We start from the raw sequence: 16,391 nt of genomic DNA on the forward strand, positions 1-16,391 counted from the left end.
TTCAGTTTTATGGCAAATGGGTAAAAAAGCCCCGCAAAACCTACCTGGTAGGAGCCGGCTTGCTGGCGATGACGGCCTTATAGGCGGCGCAAGTCTCAAAGGCCCCATCGCGAGCAAGCCCGTCCCTACAAGAGAGCAGATCAAAAAAGCCCGAAAACGCAGAAGGCCGACCCAAGGGTCGGCCTTCTTCTATATAGAAGCGGGAATCAGAACCTATCCCCACTTCAGTCTGCCCCAGGCAAATACCTTCCTGTCTGATCCACCGACGATCAAACGATTTTCAACGCCGTGAGAACGAGCAGCGAGTTCTCTTGAAATGCTTTGGCCTGTGCCAGCAACTCGGCCATATTTTCTTCGGCCGTGCTCAAAGGCTTACCGTCCTTGAGGAGACCTTCACCTTGCTCGCCAATGATGCCCCATGCCAGTTGCGCCCATTCAGCCGGTTGTTTTTTACCTTGCTTGATCGATATCAGGAACAACTGCTGGAAGCGACTGACCGGCACTCCACCTCCGGTCACCGGACTGGCCAGGGTCTGGATCTGGTTATGGAACAACGAACGCTTGCACAGATGCAGGTTCAGGGTACTGCAACGGGCCTGCACCAGCTTCTCGGCCGCCTCACTCTGACAAGGCGCCGCTACGCCCATACCGACCAATACATTGACAGCCTGCTCCAGGTCGCCATAAGCCATCGAGGGCACAGCTGCCAACAACTGCCGCAAGGTTTTCGGCACATAGGCCCTGGCCGCCAGCGCTTCGAGTACCGGACCATATACCTCCGCCAACAGCGAAGCCTCACCGGCCGGGCCGCTGACGACACCCGGTACACTTTCTGCTGCCTGAAGCAGGACAAAACGTGTATTGAGCATGCTCTCGCGCTGTTCCGCAGTGGACAACCTGTTGGCACCACGCACGTACAGATCTCGACGGAAACTCTGATTGACGAAGTAATCACGCGCCTGCTCGCGCATGATGGGGTGCTCAATGCCCGCCAGGAACTCCATACCTTCGGCACTCAGGTTGAGCGGGTCCACCGAATCCAGCGGCGCGGCCGTCGTGGCATAGTCAAGCTTGGCGGAAGATAGAGCATCCACCACGTCAGTGAAGTACATGCAGTTCCAGTCGCGATTGAAATACTCATGGGCAACGTATTGGCGATTCTGCCCCTTGATGCTCTGCAGTTTCGCGCCGATGTTTGGAGCCATGTTGGCGTATTGGGGGTTTGCCGCCAGCAGCGCCTCGGAAAATTGCAGCGCGGCCTCTATACGTTCGCCCGGGCGCTGGGAGGCATGGGAGCCAAAGCGATCGTGCAGGCTGAACAGCTGACGCAGCGGCGCCAATGGAGACCAGCCGGGAAAGCAGTTGTAGCTGATATAGAGCAGACCACCAGGCTTGAGATATCGACGGGCGAACTCGACAATCAGTTTTTGGTTATCACCGCTGACCCAGGTCCAGATGCCATGCAAGCTGATACTGTCAAATTGCGGTAAATCATCACGGGCCAGCAATTGTTCGAAGCTGTCGTCATAGAGTTGGGCCTCGCTGCCGCAGCTGGTTGCCAACGCGTTGGCATGAGCCGCCTGGGCTGGGTGGAAGTCCGTGCCAACATAGCGCCCCGGGTTGGCCGCAGCATGGATATTGACCGAGACACCTTGGCCAAAACCCAGCTCGCAGTGATAGGCGCTCGCACTCTCCAGACTTGCAAAGCCACGCAACAACAAGCAGTAGCGCTGGAACACCGGATTGATTTCCCGGCTATACCCGTAGGTGTAGCCTTCGTCCGTGAAATAGCCTTCACTCCAAGCTTCGCTCATGGCTGACATCCTTCCATCTATTGTCGAGAGTAAAAAGACTCCCCTTATAAGGGCTCGCCATGACGCACCACAAGTGGAAAATATCCCACGCGGTGTAATGACAGGGTGCTTGAAATTAGATGGTGTCCCAGGGCAGGTTCGAACTGCCAACCTTCCCCTTAGGAGGGGGATGCTCTATCCAATTGAGCTACTGAGACAACGGTCGGCCACCAGGACAGGCGGCGCGAAGGACGGCGTGCATGTTAACGGGCATGCCGTCGTTTGTCATGTCGTCCATGGGCTTTATTAACAGTAGGCGAGCGCCCCCAAACGTGGCCTGACCCCGTTGAGCCACCGCCGCCGCCTACCGCAAAGGCTGTCAGACACTTCATCGGGCATTTTGCATTATTACAAAACGCCATCATTGCAAAGTGCAACGCCCTCACAACCAAAACAAAATACAAGCCATTGTTTTAAAAGTGTTTTTTCTGGTAAAAAGCTTGGCATGCAGCCTGCTCTGATTCTCTCCACGGAAAAACGTCTGATTCAGTATCAGCCATGGAGAGCCTTGCGATGAATACCCCCATTCTTCTGACATTGAATGCACTGGCATTGATCGCACTGGCCGCCTTCCATTTTCAACCGGAGCCACAATCCCTGCCCTACGCCCACGCCGGCCTGCAGCAGCCCGCACAACGGGCCGTCATGACTCGCCACCCCGCCAGCAGCAGCAGCAGCAGCAGCAGCGTCCCGGATGATAACCGCCAGACAACCGCCGCGTTCACGGACACACCGGACCGACTGACGTTCTGAGCCCACTCCACCAAGGAATTCCCATGTCCCGATACGCCATCACCTTCCTGATCCTGACCTTGCTCGCCAGCATTGCCCTGTGGATGGCCCCAGCCGACGCCTTCACCTTACCGCTGGTCGTCGCAACCGGCCTGTTTGGCGGTTTTTTTGTCCTGGCATTGTTCGCTGGTCGGAAAATCCGCTTCGACCCGATCTTGCGCACCTCCGAAGACTAGAAAACCAGCAAATAGCCACTACGCTTTAACATTAGAAGCAAAAGGCCAGGCCAGCAGGTAAAATCCGCGCCGTGCCAACCAGACGCTTCTTGACAGGCCCAGGATGGCCGATCAGCAAGGTGCCACCGGATGAAACTTTCAGACCAGTGCGCATTTCTGATAATTGGTGCTGGCATATTGCCCCTGTCCAGTTCAATATTTGTCACAGAATTGACGCCAAGGATCTGGCAAATTTGAGGCATGATGCGGGCCTCATTTCAATTCGGGTTGAACATTTGGCCAAGCATGCTGTCCTACTGACATCCTGCGGCCAATTCCGAGAACCGCTCCCCTGAACTAACCGGTTTAAAACTATGCGCCCATTGAAACAGGCAATTTATTCCAGCCGTACGGCTGACAAGTTCGTCGTGCGTCTGCCCGATGGAATGCGTGAACGCATCGCCGAGGTGGCTCGTAACCATCACCGCAGCATGAATTCCGAGATCATTGCACGCCTGGAGCAGAGCCTTATTCAGGAAGGTGCACTGGGCGACGAGTTGAGCATGCGGCTGGACAGCCCTGAACTCTCTCTGCATGAGCGTGAGTTGCTCCAGCGTTTCCGCCAGCTCTCCCATCGCCAGCAGAATGCACTCGTGTCGCTGATCGCCCATGACGCCGAAATGGCGGACGCCAGCTGATTCATCCCTGAAAGCTCAAGCCAGCGATGCGCTGGCTTTTTTTTGCCCGGGATTTGGCCGGAAAGCGCTTAGAGCAGGAAGACGGTCGCCAACCCGAGGAAGATGAAAAAGCCGCCGCTGTCGGTCATGGCGGTAATCATCACACTGGCACCCATGGCCGGGTCACGCCCAAGGCGCGCCAACGTCATGGGGATCAACACGCCCATCAAGGCCGCCAGCAGGAGGTTGAGGGTCATGGCCGCGGTCATCACCACGCCCAGTGACCAACTGCCGTAAAGCAGATAGGCGACCACGCCGATCACCCCACCCCACACCAGGCCATTGATCAAGCCCACCGCCAACTCCTTGCGCATCAGCCGCGAGGTATTGCCGGTGCTGACCTGGTCGAGCGCCATGGCGCGCACGATCATGGTGATGGTCTGGTTACCCGAGTTACCGCCGATGCCCGCAACGATCGGCATCAGCGCAGCCAGGGCCACCAGCTTCTCGATGGAACCCTCGAACAGGCCGATCACCCGCGAAGCGATAAAGGCCGTGATCAAGTTGATCGCCAGCCACGCCCAACGGTTGCGCAGGGATTTCCAGACCGAAGCAAAGATATCCTCTTCTTCCCGCAGCCCCGCCATATTGAGGACTTCGCTTTCGCTTTCCTCACGAATCAGGTCAACCATTTCATCGATGGTCAAACGGCCGATCAGCTTGCCGTTCTTGTCCACCACCGGGGCGGAAATCAGGTCATAACGCTCGAAAGCCTGGGCGGCGTCGTAGGCGTCCTCATCCGGGTGAAAGGTCACCGGGTCGCCGGCCATGACATCGGCCACCTGCTTCTCGGGATCGTTGACCAGCAGACGCTTGATCGGCAGCACGCCCTTGAGCACGCCGTCATAATCGACCACGAAGAGTTTGTCGGTATGGCCCGGCAGCTCCTTGAGCCGACGCAGGTAGCGTAATACCACTTCCAGACTGACGTCTTCGCGGATGGTGACCATCTCGAAGTCCATCAGCGCGCCGACCTGCTCCTCGTCATAGGACAACGCGGAGCGAACGCGCTCACGCTGTTGGCCGTCGAGGGCCTCCATCAGCTCATGGACGACGTCTCGCGGCAGCTCGGGAGCCAGGTCAGCAAGTTCATCGGCGTCCATTTCCTTGGCGGCAGCCAGAAGCTCCTGGTCGTCCATGTCGGCGATCAGGGTTTCACGTACGGAGTCGGAGACTTCGAGCAGGATATCGCCGTCACGCTCGGCCTTGACCAACTGCCAGACGGTCAGGCGATCGTTCAGGGGCAAGGCTTCGAGAATATAGGCGACGTCGGCCGAGTGCAGGTCATCGAGCTTGCGCTGCAACTCGACGAGGTTCTGCCGGTGCACCAGGTTTTCCACCCGGTCGTGATGAGGACCTTCCTGGCGATGCGTCAGGTCCTCGACCACCCGCTGACGCTGCAACAGGTCGATAACCTGGGCGAGACGGTCCTGCAGGCTGTCCTGGCTTTTCTTTACTTCAACTTCGGTCATAGGCGAGCTCCACTCCCAGCAGCGGGGCACGCCGGAAGGATCAATCAGTCAATTCGTGATTGGCACAGCGAAAATTTAAGTAACTACTGGGTAAGTCCATGGAAATATTCCAAAAACCCCGGCGGGGCTGACGGGCGTAATCATACACTGTCCCCACTCCCTCAAGACCAAAAATCTTGGCAAGAACAAGCGCTTGCAACACCTGGCCGAGCGCTTTGCAACGGCCTTTCCCCTACGACGACTCATCCTGAAAAGAAAACACAGCACCCAACCAGAAGCGCCTGACTAGGCTGAGTGGATGATCGTCAAGGAGGACGCCCATGCCGCCCAGAACCGCTCTCTCGCTGCTGCTCGCACTCTGCCTGCCCTTCCCAGCGGGTGCCGCCATCGTCCATCGCTGCGAAAGCGACAGCGGCCATATCACCTTCACCACCCTGGGCTGCGCGCCTAATGAAACGCTACAGCCTCAGCGTGCGCACAATCCCGCACCCGGAAGCAGGCCCGTACCCGCCAGCAGCCCGAAACCAGCAACCACAGCGGCGAGGGAACTGATCGTCGTCGGCGAACACGATGACGGCTGCGCCAATCTGCTGAGCCCACAGGAGAAACGTCGGGCCATCATTCACCAGCAGGTTCGCCCCGGCATGAATCGCCTGGAAGTGGAAAGCGCCCTGGGCAGGCCGGATCGGATCAGCACGACCAATAACGCGATGCGCTATCACTACACGCTGAAAAAGGGTCGCAGCAGCCTGGTGGTGCTGGATGAGAAAGGATGCGTCAAACGTTAGTCCGTATCACAGACTCAAACGCCAGACAGCAAAAAGCCCGCAACCAGTGCGGGCTTCTTGGTGTATGGTGCACTCGACAGGATTCGAACCTGTGACCGCTCGGTTCGTAGCCGAGTACTCTATCCAGCTGAGCTACGAGTGCATGTGTGTTTTTAGACCAGATCACAACTGGTTGAAGCCACGTTGTTCGTATCACTACCAACAACGCTTAAATGGTGCACTCGACAGGATTCGAACCTGTGACCGCTCGGTTCGTAGCCGAGTACTCTATCCAGCTGAGCTACGAGTGCATTTGTTGCCGCGCATTATAGGCCGTGAAATCTTTTTGTAAAGCGCTTTTTTCTAGTAATTTCAACAACTTACCGAAGAAGCCAGATTCACACGTACTAGATAAATAATGGCGGAGAAGGGGGGATTCGAACCCCCGACACCCTTTTGAGGTGTACTCCCTTAGCAGGGGAGCGCCTTCGGCCACTCGGCCACCTCTCCGCAACACGGGGCGTATAATAACCAACCTTTCCCCGTTTGCAAAGCAAAAAATCAAATAAAATTAATGGCTTGGTTCTTCGTCCTTCTCTTTCTTGATCCGCAGGTAGATTTCCTCACGGTGTACGGCCACTTCCTTGGGTGCATTGACCCCAATTCGTACTTGATTTCCTTTGACGCCAAGCACGGTCACAGTGATTTCACCGTCACCGATGATCAGGCTCTCTGCGCACCGACGAGTCAGAATCAGCATACCTTTCTCCTACACGCACTTCAGTTCAGGGACAACAGTCTGCAAAAAGGGCTTCGGCTTACAGGCTATATAGCCATCGCCCTACACCCCCAAGTATTGACCAGCGCAGGCAAAAGAACAGCTCCCACCCACGCCCATCAAGAAAAACAAAGGGCGCGGTTCAACCGCGCCCTTGGGGACTACGCGTTACTCGCCCTGTCGGGCCGGTGCATCGAGCTCGAAGGCCGTGTGCAGCGCCCGTACCGCCAGCTCCAGGTACTTCTCTTCAATCACCACGGAGACCTTGATCTCCGAAGTCGAGATCATCTGGATATTGATGCTTTCCTTGGCCAGCGCTTCGAACATGCGGCTGGCCACACCCGCGTGGGAGCGCATGCCGACACCGACGATCGACACCTTGGCGATCTTGGTGTCGCCGACCACTTCACGGGCACCAATCTCACGCGCGGTGTTTTCCAGGACGGTTTGCGCGCCCTGGTAGTCATTGCGGTGCACGGTGAAGGTGAAGTCGGTGGTGTTATCGTGCGCAACGTTCTGCACGATCATGTCGACTTCGATGTTCGCGGCACTGATCGGGCCGAGAATCTTGAAGGCCACGCCGGGGGTGTCTGGCACGCCACGGATGGTCAGCTTGGCTTCATCGCGGTTGAAGGCGATGCCGGAAATGATCGGCTGTTCCATGGATTCCTCTTCATCAATAGTAATGAGGGTACCCGGACCCTCTTTGAAGCTGTGCAGGACGCGCAGCGGAACGTTGTACTTGCCGGCGAACTCGACCGCACGGATCTGCAACACCTTGGAACCGAGGCTGGCCATTTCCAGCATCTCTTCGAAGGTGATCTTGTCCAGGCGCTGAGCCTGGGCCACAACGCGCGGATCGGTGGTGTAGACGCCATCGACGTCGGTGTAGATCTGGCATTCGTCAGCCTTCAAGGCCGCTGCCAGCGCCACGCCGGTGGTGTCGGAACCGCCACGCCCGAGGGTGGTGATGTTGCCGTGCTCGTCGACGCCCTGGAAACCGGCGACCACAACCACGCGACCGGCCTTCAGATCGCCACGAATCTTCTGATCGTCGATCTGCAGGATGCGCGCTTTATTGTGCGCGCTGTCGGTCAGGATCCGCACCTGGTTGCCGGTGTAGGAGACCGCCGGCACACCGCGCTTGATCAGCGCCATGGCCAGCAAGGCAATGGTCACCTGCTCGCCGGTGGAAACGATCACATCCAGTTCACGGGGAACCGGTTGCTGATCGCCACTGACTTGCTTGGCCAGTTCGATCAGGCGGTTGGTCTCGCCGCTCATCGCGGACAGTACAACCACCAGGTCATCACCGGCCTCACGGAACTTCTTAACCTTGTCGGCTACCTGCTCGATTCTCTCGACGGAGCCGACCGAGGTACCTCCGAATTTCTGTACGATCAAAGCCATTTCTAAGCCGCCTCAGCCCGTAAAGGGGCGCCCATTAATCATTCAACTTCACAGCTGCGGTGCCTGCCACTAGACAGCAGGCACCCGTCGCGGCCTTAAACGCCCTGTTCGACAAATGGCACGGTCAGGGCCAGTGCGGCATCCAGTTGCGCAGCGTCAATACCACCGCCTTGCGCCATGTCCGGACGACCACCGCCCTTCCCGCCCACTGCCGCAGCGGCTTGTTTCATCAGATCACCGGCTTTGAGTTGGCCAGTCAGGTCCTTGGTCACGCCTGCGACCAGAACGACCTTTTCCTCATGGACACTGCCGAGCAGGATCACTGCGCGACCGAGTTTGTTTTTCAGTTGATCGACCAGCGCCAGCAGCGCCTTGCCATCCTGCCCGTCCAGACGCACGGCCAGGACCTTGACGCCCTTGACGTCCAGGGCCGAAGCCGACAGGTCATCGCCCGCCGCACTGGCGGCCTTGGCCTGCAATTGCTCCAGCTGTTTCTCCAGCAGGCGATTGCGTTCCAGCACCGCCGACAGCTTGTCGATCAGGTTGTCGCGACTGCCCTTGATCAGGTTCGCGGCTTCCTTGAGTTGCTCTTCCCCGGCGTTCAGGTAAGCCAGTGCCGCAGCTCCCGTGACCGCCTCGATACGCCGTACGCCCGAAGCGACGCCGCCTTCGCTGGTAATTTTCAGCAGGCCGATATCGCCGGTGCGGTTGGCGTGGATACCGCCACACAGCTCAACGGAGAAATCGCCGCCCATGCTCAGTACGCGAACGCTGTCACCGTACTTCTCGCCGAACAGCGCCATGGCGCCTTTTTTCTTGGCGGTATCGATATCGGTTTCTTCGGTTTCCACCGCCGAGTTCTTGCGGATCTCGGCGTTGACGATGTCTTCCAGGGCCTTGAGCTGTTCCGGCTTGATGGCTTCGAAGTGGCTGAAGTCAAAGCGCAGGCGCTGACTGTCGACCAACGAGCCCTTCTGCTGGACGTGCTCGCCCAGCACCTGGCGCAACGCGGCGTGCAGCAAGTGCGTGGCCGAGTGGTTCAGGGACGTGGCGTGGCGCACCTCGGCGGCCACCTGGGCGTCAACCTGGGCACCGACCAGCAAGCTGCCTTGTGCCAGCACCCCGTGGTGCAGGAACGCGCCGCCGGTCTTGGTGGTATCGCGCACATCAAAGCGACCGGCAGCCGCCTTGAGATAACCGCAGTCACCGATCTGGCCGCCCGACTCTGCATAGAACGGAGTCTGGTCCAGGACCACAACGCCCTCTTCGCCTTCATTCAAGACGTCGACCGACTGCCCTTCTTTATAAAGCGCCACGACTTTCGCCGAACCGCTGGTAGCACTGTAGCCGGTGAACTCGGTGGCGACGTCGACCTTGACCAGGCTGTTGTAGTCCATGCCGAAGGAACTGGCCGAACGTGCACGGACGCGCTGGGCTTCCATCTCACGCTCGAAACCGGCCTCGTCGAGAGTCAGGTTGCGTTCGCGGGCGATGTCGCCGGTCAGGTCCATCGGGAAACCGTAGGTGTCGTACAGCTTGAACACCACATCACCCGGGACGACCGAGCCCTTGAGTTCGGCCAGGTCCTGTTCGAGGATCTTCAGGCCTTGCTCCAGGGTCTTGGCGAACTGCTCCTCTTCGGCCTTGAGCACGCGCTCGATATGCGCCTGCTGGGATTTCAGCTCAGGGAAGGCTTCGCCCATCTCGGCCACCAGGGCGGCAACGATCTGATAGAAGAAGCTGCCCTTGGCGCCCAGCTTGTTGCCATGACGGCAAGCGCGGCGAATGATCCGACGCAGCACGTAGCCACGGCCTTCGTTGGACGGCAGCACACCGTCGGCAATCAGGAAGCCGCAGGAACGAATATGGTCGGCCACGACTTTCAGCGAAGCCTGGTTGTCGTTGGTGCAACCGATGGCCTGGGCCGAAGCGCTCAACAGGCTCTGGAACAGGTCGATCTCATAGTTGGAGTGAACGTGCTGCAACACCGCACTGATCCGCTCCAGGCCCATGCCGGTGTCCACCGACGGCGCCGGCAGCGGATGCAACACGCCGTCGGCGGTGCGGTTGAACTGCATGAACACGTTGTTCCAGATTTCGATGTAGCGGTCACCGTCTTCTTCCGGCGAGCCGGGTGGGCCGCCCCAGATATCGGCGCCGTGATCGTAGAAAATCTCGGTGCACGGACCGCACGGGCCGGTATCGCCCATGGTCCAGAAGTTGTCGGACGCGTAAGGCGCGCCCTTGTTGTCGCCGATACGGACCATGCGCTCGGCCGGTACACCGACCTCTTGGGTCCAGATGTCGTAGGCTTCGTCATCGCTGGCGTAGACCGTGACCCAGAGCTTTTCCTTCGGCAGGTTCAACCACTTGTCGGAAGTCAGGAAGGTCCAGGCAAAGGTGATCGCATCACGCTTGAAATAGTCGCCAAAGCTGAAGTTGCCGAGCATTTCGAAAAAGGTGTGGTGACGGGCGGTATAACCGACGTTTTCCAGGTCGTTGTGCTTGCCACCGGCGCGCACGCATTTCTGGCTGCTGACCGCGCGGGTGTAGGCGCGCTTTTCCTGGCCCAGGAAACAGTCCTTGAACTGGTTCATCCCCGCGTTGGTGAACAGCAGGGTCGGGTCGTTGCCCGGAATCAAAGAGCTGGAGGCAACACGGGTGTGGCCTTGCTGTTCGAAGAAGCGAAGGAAGGCTTCACGGATTTCTGCGCTTTTCATAGGTTCTTCCACGGAGTCTGCGGCCAAACGCAAGTGCATCACATCCAAAAGGGTTTGCGACTTGCAAAGGGCCGCATTATATCGGCCCTGCGCCTTGGGTACAGTGTGTTTATACGATAGAAACCGTCAATTGGACCGCCTGCTGCCTCATTCACGGCTAAATTCGGCCAATACTGCAACAACTTGTTCAAGTTACGTACGCCTGACGTCCCTATACACCGGGTCGTTGCAGCGTGCTCGACGACAGGTCGGGCCGGCGTTTGCTGAAGAAATTCGATAGTCATTATCGAAACGACGACATGCGCCCCCTGAAAATATATGTTAAAAACTCAGCGCCGCCAGAAAGTCTGGCGGCAACGTTCTCAGGGCGGGGTGCAACTCCCCACCGGCGGTAATGGCGCGCAATGCGTCTAGCCCGCGAGCGCTTGGCGATTCGGACGGCTTTGGCTGTCGCTTCGACAAGGTCAGCAGACCCGGTGTGATCCCGGGGCCGACGGTCATAGTCCGGATGAAGAGAGAACGGGATTGACACCCAGGGGCCGTCCGCTGAATCCGTGAGTGCCTGCGAGCATCCCACCGCGAAGCTGAACGCACCCTTGAATCCCATTCGATTCATATCGCCCTGTTTTTCACACAAACAGGAGTCAGAACAGATGCAACCCACCACCATTCATCACAACCAACGTATCGCCTTTATCCAGGCCTGCTGGCACAAGGATATTGTCGATCAGGCACGTCACGGTTTTGTCTCGGAAATCGCCAAGCTGGGCTATCAGGAAAGCGATATCGACTTCTTCGAAGTCGGCGGCGCCTTCGAAATCCCCCTACACGCCAAGTTGCTGGCCAAGTCCGGGCGTTATGCCGGCGTGGTTGCCGCCGGCCTGGTGGTCGATGGCGGCATCTACCGCCATGACTTCGTCGCCACGGCGGTGATCGACGGCCTGATGCAGGTCCAGCTGGAAACAGAAGTACCGGTGTTCTCGGTGGTGTTGACCCCGCACCACTTCCACGCGGGTGAAGAACATCAGAAATTCTTCTTCGATCACTTCGTGCACAAGGGCCAGGAAGCCGCAAAAACCTGCGCCGACACCCTGAGCAAACTGCGCGCCCTGCCGCGCCTCACACCGCAGAAAGTAGCGGTCTGAGCCCCTTGTACCTGCCGGCCCGCGCCGGCAGGTCATAACCCTGCATGCCCTCCCGCCGTCGCCAATGCGCTTAAGTGGATTCGAAACCTGGCCCCCCCAGGGGCTTTCGAAACCCACCGCCTGCGGAGACACCACGACATGAATCCCCCCGATATTCTTCACCCGCACCAACAGGCCATGCCTGACAAGGAACACTGGATCGAAGGCGACGCCGAAATCATCCATCCTCGTATCACCCCCTTGAACGAGTACCCGGATGACGCGCGCATCATGCACATCCATCCATTGCACCAGGACGAAAATGTCCTGATCGAGCGCAAGAAACTCGAGGCATCACCTGATTATCGCGGACCGAAAGACCACCTGGTCTTCACCACCGTCGGCCAACGCCATGAAGGCGCGCACCTGTACCGGGGCGACCTGGTCCTGGATATCAACGAATCGCGCTATCACCTCAAGCGTTCATCTTCCGAGCAGGTCATAGTCCTGCGCACACAGGAAGGCGATGACGAGATCATCATCGACGACGATGTCCAGGCCACGGTTTTCATTGATTCAGGGGCGGGAGCCGACCGCGTGCAGTGCGGGGGCGGCTTCACCAAAGTTCATACCGGCTCCGGCAACGACAGCGTCTTCACTCGTTCGGGCGCCAGCTATATCGAGACCGGGGAAGGCGATGATTACGTCTCCGCCCTGGGTGACGGGCCCGTGACCGTCTATGGCGGCCAGGGCCACGACACCCTGGACGTCAGCGCCAGCAAAGGCGCCTGCTTCGTTGAGGGTGGGCAAGGCGATGATCTGGTGGCTGGCGGCCAAGGCCAGAGCAATGTGCTCAGCGGTGGCGAAGGCGACGACGAGATCATTCCAGGTCCCGGTCCCACCACGATCTACACCGGCACCGGCACGGACCTCGTCAGCGGGTTGAGAGCCGATATGCAACTGTTCAACGCCTACTCCGTGTCGCAACCCGTGCCCACCACCCTGGCCGATGACCCCGGCGTGATGATCGCGGCCAAGGGCCTGGACACTTGCGGTGTGATCGTCGAAGGCAGCCCGCGCTTCCAGGAACGGGTCAATGACGACCTCAGGCTGCTGCTGGGCTCAGGCAACGGCCAGCAATTGCTCGATGCGCTCGGCCGGGCCAAGGAAGCCAGTGGCATCCCGGTAGTGATCAAGGAACTGAGCGAGGAGGAAAACGGCATGTGCCATCCGGGAGGCACGGAGCAGGACCATTTGTTTATCGAACATGGTCAGGCCGGAACCCCGGCACAGGGCTGCACGGTGTACTACGACCCCTCGTTTCTCAAGGCTGAAGTCACCAGCATCGTGCATCTTTACCACGAACTCTGTCATGCCTATAACTTCGTGACAGGGACGACTTTCCCCGGCCTGGGGCCAGATGGTGTCGACGCAGGCAAACCTCGCAACCTGGTCCGTAATGCCGAACTCCAGGCCGTCGGGCTGGAGGCCCAGGTCCCCGCCTTCGATTTCGACGCCAACTCCGCGACACCGCCGCTGACCACCAACCCCGAGGCCTTTACCGAAAACGGGCTACGCCTGGAGTTCGGTATCCCGCCGCGCAAGCAATACCGGGAAGACTGAGCGGATGCCCTTCACTGAAAACTCATTGGGCAAAGAACCGGGATTGCCCACACGAACCCGGGCAATCTAGCGCTAAACCAAGCCTTCGCTGCCAGACGGCACCACCAGGATCCCCGCCCGCAGGCCGTTTTTCACCTTCGGGTTGGGGAAGATGATCCGCGCGCCCTGCTCTTCCACGACCCAGCGGCTGTTCGCCAGGTCCTCGGCCAGCAGATAGCCCTGGGGCAGTTCCGAGAAATTCTCGATATCCGCCGGCAGGTGCATCAGGAAGTGGTCACTGTGCTTGATGATTTCCCGCGCCACGCTGAACAGCTGCAAACCTTCAAGGGTGTCATCGGTGGCCGGTTCACTGCCTTCGATGATCTGCTTGAGGCGCAACTCCAGGCGCGACACATCCACGCCCTCGTTCTGGCCGAATGGCCGGGCCTTGCCCAGTTCCAGGGTAAAGGACTCGGCGCCCAGCTTATCGTAGGTGTAGCTGCTGAAAACGATCGACGGTTTGTTCTGCAACAGCACCGCGGTCATTCCAGCCGCGCGCAGGCGGGCCAGTTCGCGACGGGAATGCGCTCGACCTTCCTTGAAGGGATAAAGCGCGAACTGTTCGATCTTCGAACCACGAATGGCGGTGTGCAGGTCATAGTGCAGGCGCTCGCGATCCGGCAGGCTGAAGAAACTCGTCGCCAGGCGCTCCAGCTCACAAGCACGCAAGGCCTCGCTGCCACTGCTCTGCTCATGCCGGCCATTGAACAGCCGATTGACGTCCTGCTCGACAAATCGCTCGCCGCGACGCATCGCCTCGGGGTTGCCGAACAGGAACAGAATACGTGCGCGGGGCTTCAGATCGCCCCGGGCAATGTCGTGCAACAGGCGATCGAGCAACTCGATCGGCGCTGTTTCGTTACCGTGGATACCGGCGGACAACAGCAGGTCCAGCCCGTTGTCCCGGGCCTCGGGAGGCCGCACTTCGAGTGCGCCCTCACTCAGCCAGCGCATGCGCACACCGTCGACCATCAGTTGAGTCTTCTCCGCCGGTTCACGACCGGCGAGGGTCAGTTCAAGCAGTTTGCCGAGGGCGAGCATGGCGCGGTATTCCTTAATCAGTGATGGTGATCGCAGTCGGGGCCGTGGACATGATCGTCCTCGCCGATTTCGGCCGGCTCCATCTCCAGTTGCAGGCTGACCAGGTTGGTCGCCAGCGGACGCAACAACAGGTTGGCGTATTCGGCATCGCCTTCCTCGACATCGACACCGATCAGCAACTGGCCGCGGCCGTCGTGCTGAATCCACAATTCCTTGCCCTGCCAAATCACCGCGACGCGGGTGCAGGAGGTTTCCAGTTGAGTGCCGTCGGTGTCTTCAAGGATCAGCTGCAGGGTATCGCTCATGTTTTTAGGCTCTCGTCTGGAAGTAAAACGCCGCGCTCCAAGACAGAGCGTCGGCCTTCAATTGATCTGGAATGGGTAAACCGAGCCCAGTTTAAGGATTTGCGTCAGTTCATCCAATGCCGCTCGGCATTCAAGCAACAACTGCGGGTCAGCCAGGTCGCTTTCACGCAAGCTGTCGCGGTAGTGCTTGTCGACCCACTGGGTCAGCGTGCCATACAACGGCGCCGTCATGATAACCCCCGGATTGACCGCCGCCAGTTCGTTTTCCTTCAAGGCCACGCGCAAACGCAGGCACGCCGGGCCACCGCCATTCTGCATGCTCTGCTTGAGGTCGAAGACCTTGACCTCGCGTACCGGGCCGCCAGCGCTGGTCAGCTCCTGCAAGTAGGCCCAGACCCGCGGGTTGCCACGGCACTCTTCCGGCACGATCAGCAACATGCCGCCGTCGGCACGGGTCAGCAACTGGCTGTTGAACAGGTAGGAACGTACCGCGTCCTCCACCGCCACTTTCGAGCGCGGCACGCAGATCGCCTGGAAGTTGCCCCCGCGCTTGGCCAGCTTGCCCTGCAACTCGGCGAGCATCTGCTCAGTGTCGAGAAATGCGTCCTCGTGGTAGAACAACACTTCGCCGTTACCCACCGCGATCACGTCGTTGTGGAACACGCCCTGATCGATCACCGCCGGGTTCTGTTGAGCATAGACCACGCCGTCGTCGCTCAGGCCATGCAGGCGGGCGACCGCCTGCGAGGCTTCGAGGGTCTGGCGCGCCGGGTATTTCTGCGGGGCCGGGTAACGGGTGTCGAAGGCGCTGCGACCGAAGACGAAGAACTCGACGCCGGCTTCGCCATACTCACGGCAGAAACGCGTGTGGTTGGCCGCGCCTTCGTCGCCGAACTGGGCGACGGCAGGCAGTGCCGCGTGGTGGGCGAAGTGCTTGGCGTCGGCGAACATGGCACCCAGCACACGGCTGGTGGTCGGGTGCTCGATGCTACGGTGGTATTTGCAGTTGAGGTTGGCGGCGGTGAAATGCACGCGGCCGTCGGCGGTGTCGGCACTCGGGCTGACGGTACCGGCGTTGGCCACCCACATGCTCGATGCCGAGCAACTGGCGACCAGCAGCGGCATCGCCTGCTTGGCGGCCTGCTCGATCACCTGGGCATCGCTGCCGGAGAAACCCAGGCTGCGCAGGGCGGCCACATCCGGGCGCTCCTGTGGAGCCAGCACGCCCTGGACAAAACCCATGTCCATCAGCGCTTTCATTTTCGCCAGGCCTTGCAGCGCCGCTTCCCTGGGGTTGGAAGACTGCTGGCTGTTGCTCTGGGACGCGACGTTGCCGTAGGACAGGCCGCCGTAGTTATGGGTCGGGCCTACAAGACCGTCAAAATTGACTTCAAAGGATTTCATCGGCGAGGCTCCATGGATCTGTTTTTATAAGCATCAAATCATCTGCGTAGGGCGACCGCTTTGCGGTCATCGCGAGCAAGCTCGCTCCTACAAGGTTTCGCGGCGTACAGAACATTCCGCACACGAGTGACATACGCGGCCCCCTGTAGGAGCGAGCTTGCTCGCGATAGG

At 59.3% G+C, this 16,391-nt stretch carries 15 protein-coding genes, 4 tRNA genes and 1 riboswitch; of the genes, 7 read left to right on the forward strand and 12 right to left on the reverse strand.

Annotation, left to right across the window (positions count from 1 at the left end):
• Positions 1-292: hypothetical protein (locus HX866_RS34110; RefSeq protein WP_218179835.1), on the forward strand; the 292-nt coding region annotated here is incomplete at its 5' end.
• Here the strand turns inward: HX866_RS34110 and HX866_RS33615 are convergent.
• Entirely contained in the window at positions 270-1,814 is a 1,545-nt protein-coding gene (locus HX866_RS33615) for a class I SAM-dependent methyltransferase (protein WP_177098406.1), read from the reverse strand. The genes HX866_RS34110 and HX866_RS33615 overlap by 23 nt on opposite strands.
• Before the next feature lie 120 nt (positions 1,815-1,934).
• Positions 1,935-2,011, reverse strand: a tRNA-Arg gene (locus HX866_RS33620).
• 355 nt (positions 2,012-2,366) lie between these two features.
• Between HX866_RS33620 and HX866_RS33625 the strand changes: the two genes are divergently transcribed.
• From HX866_RS33625 to HX866_RS33635, 3 genes are all read left to right on the forward strand, one after another.
• On the forward strand, positions 2,367-2,606 hold the full coding sequence (locus HX866_RS33625) for a hypothetical protein (RefSeq protein WP_177098407.1): 240 nt from the start codon (positions 2,367-2,369) through the stop codon (positions 2,604-2,606).
• Positions 2,607-2,629: 23 nt separating this feature from the next.
• Complete coding sequence (locus tag HX866_RS33630; RefSeq protein ID WP_177141268.1) at positions 2,630-2,821, forward strand: PA3371 family protein; 192 nt, start codon at positions 2,630-2,632, stop codon at positions 2,819-2,821.
• A gap of 353 nt (positions 2,822-3,174) precedes the next feature.
• Positions 3,175-3,498, forward strand: a complete 324-nt coding sequence (locus HX866_RS33635) for an Arc family DNA-binding protein (protein WP_103497682.1) — start codon at positions 3,175-3,177, stop codon at positions 3,496-3,498.
• A gap of 68 nt (positions 3,499-3,566) precedes the next feature.
• Here the strand turns inward: HX866_RS33635 and mgtE are convergent, their stop codons facing one another.
• On the reverse strand, positions 3,567-5,009 hold the full coding sequence (gene mgtE, locus HX866_RS33640) for a magnesium transporter (protein ID WP_177098409.1): 1,443 nt from the start codon (positions 5,007-5,009) through the stop codon (positions 3,567-3,569).
• 320 nt (positions 5,010-5,329) lie between these two features.
• On the opposite strand from mgtE, the gene bamE reads away from it, so the two are divergent.
• Entirely contained in the window at positions 5,330-5,797 is a 468-nt protein-coding gene (gene bamE / locus HX866_RS33645) for an outer membrane protein assembly factor BamE domain-containing protein (protein ID WP_177105987.1), read from the forward strand.
• A gap of 65 nt (positions 5,798-5,862) precedes the next feature.
• Here the strand turns inward: bamE and HX866_RS33650 are convergent.
• The 6 genes from HX866_RS33650 to alaS form a co-directional block, all read right to left on the reverse strand.
• Positions 5,863-5,939: transfer RNA gene (locus tag HX866_RS33650), tRNA-Arg, on the reverse strand.
• A gap of 71 nt (positions 5,940-6,010) precedes the next feature.
• Positions 6,011-6,087 (reverse strand) — tRNA-Arg (locus HX866_RS33655).
• Positions 6,088-6,195: 108 nt separating this feature from the next.
• Positions 6,196-6,286: transfer RNA gene (locus tag HX866_RS33660), tRNA-Ser, on the reverse strand.
• Positions 6,287-6,347: 61 nt separating this feature from the next.
• A complete protein-coding gene (csrA, locus tag HX866_RS33665) occupies positions 6,348-6,536 on the reverse strand; it encodes a carbon storage regulator CsrA (protein ID WP_002554426.1) in 189 nt (62 codons plus the stop codon).
• A 186-nt stretch (positions 6,537-6,722) separates the two neighbouring features.
• Positions 6,723-7,964 (reverse strand): aspartate kinase, encoded by a 1,242-nt coding sequence (locus HX866_RS33670; protein WP_177098411.1) that lies wholly within the window; start codon positions 7,962-7,964, stop codon positions 6,723-6,725.
• 95 nt (positions 7,965-8,059) lie between these two features.
• Positions 8,060-10,684 carry an alanine--tRNA ligase gene (alaS, locus tag HX866_RS33675; protein ID WP_177105988.1) on the reverse strand — a complete coding sequence of 875 codons (2,625 nt, stop codon included), beginning with the start codon at positions 10,682-10,684 and terminating at the stop codon, positions 8,060-8,062.
• Between the two features lie 354 nt (positions 10,685-11,038).
• Positions 11,039-11,209: riboswitch (FMN riboswitch) on the forward strand.
• Between the two features lie 128 nt (positions 11,210-11,337).
• Here alaS and HX866_RS33680 point away from each other — a divergent pair.
• Together HX866_RS33680 and HX866_RS33685 are read left to right on the forward strand one after the other, a co-directional pair.
• The gene (locus tag HX866_RS33680; protein ID WP_177141269.1) at positions 11,338-11,829 is read left to right on the forward strand and encodes a 6,7-dimethyl-8-ribityllumazine synthase; all 492 of its coding nucleotides are present in this window, start codon (positions 11,338-11,340) and stop codon (positions 11,827-11,829) included.
• Between the two features lie 138 nt (positions 11,830-11,967).
• Positions 11,968-13,431, forward strand: coding sequence for a M91 family zinc metallopeptidase (locus tag HX866_RS33685; protein ID WP_177141270.1), 1,464 nt, complete (start codon positions 11,968-11,970; stop codon positions 13,429-13,431).
• 72 nt (positions 13,432-13,503) lie between these two features.
• Here HX866_RS33685 and astE read toward each other — a convergent pair whose 3' ends face one another.
• Genes astE through astB form a run of 3 tightly spaced genes read right to left on the reverse strand, consistent with a single transcriptional unit; the run spans position 13,504 to position 16,220 of the window.
• Positions 13,504-14,511 carry a succinylglutamate desuccinylase gene (gene astE / locus HX866_RS33690; RefSeq protein WP_177141271.1) on the reverse strand — a complete coding sequence of 336 codons (1,008 nt, stop codon included), beginning with the start codon at positions 14,509-14,511 and terminating at the stop codon, positions 13,504-13,506.
• A 17-nt stretch (positions 14,512-14,528) separates the two neighbouring features.
• Positions 14,529-14,816 carry a topoisomerase II gene (locus HX866_RS33695; RefSeq protein ID WP_103496542.1) on the reverse strand — a complete coding sequence of 96 codons (288 nt, stop codon included), beginning with the start codon at positions 14,814-14,816 and terminating at the stop codon, positions 14,529-14,531.
• Between the two features lie 57 nt (positions 14,817-14,873).
• Positions 14,874-16,220 (reverse strand): N-succinylarginine dihydrolase, encoded by a 1,347-nt coding sequence (gene astB / locus HX866_RS33700; RefSeq protein ID WP_177098416.1) that lies wholly within the window; start codon positions 16,218-16,220, stop codon positions 14,874-14,876.
• Between the last annotated feature and the right edge of the window lie 171 nt (positions 16,221-16,391).

Source organism: Pseudomonas gingeri (genome assembly GCF_013386165.1).
Classification (GTDB): domain Bacteria; phylum Pseudomonadota; class Gammaproteobacteria; order Pseudomonadales; family Pseudomonadaceae; genus Aquipseudomonas; species Aquipseudomonas gingeri_C.